The sequence below is a fragment of the Natronococcus sp. genome, from assembly GCF_047921035.1.
Taxonomy (GTDB): domain Archaea; phylum Halobacteriota; class Halobacteria; order Halobacteriales; family Natrialbaceae; genus Natronococcus.
The window spans coordinates 1-549 of sequence record NZ_JBLRWX010000264.1; the positions used below are offsets into that span (position 1 = coordinate 1).

At 57.4% G+C, this 549-nt stretch carries 1 pseudogene; it reads right to left on the bottom strand.

The features are described 5' to 3' along the window. A pseudogene (locus ACNA7R_RS20615) lies at positions 1-392 on the bottom strand (ISH6 family transposase); the annotation flags it as partial. Between the last annotated feature and the right edge of the window lie 157 nt (positions 393-549).

Here is a 549-nt window from a genome sequence, read left to right on the forward strand (position 1 = left end):
GTAGCGAGTTCGGTACTCTGAAGAGAGATATCCTCTTGATAGATGCGCTGGCCGTCGAATTCGATGAGATCCTCGAGCGGGCGGAAGTAGGTCGAGTCGTCGGTAGCAGCAGTATCTTTGACGTGGTGGAGGGTGAATTCGTGTTCTCCTGCGGTTGTTACAGCTGTTCGTGTCGTAGTTCCGGCGCGCTGGAAACGGCGACCGCCGTTTCCGCGCGTATGTTTCTCTCCACAGTACGCCTCGACGAGGCGCTCGTCGAGGCTTCTGACGATCTCCTCGAGGATAGTGGCCTCAAGCTGAATCTCAGTGAGAGATTCAGCGATCGTGGCAAGCGGTAGCGTTTTGTCTGGGTCGAGACTAACTGTGAATTGCGCGTCGATTGTGGCGTGCATGGGTCACTTCGGGGTAGGTACCAGAGGTGACCCTGTTTCCACAGGAGTCAGTTACGACTCTAGACGAGTTTGGGACACGACCAAACCTTAGCGCACGCCGGGTAGCTCGTCGAACGACTCGACGCGGTAGTCGCCCAGAACGCACTGACCGCGGCGC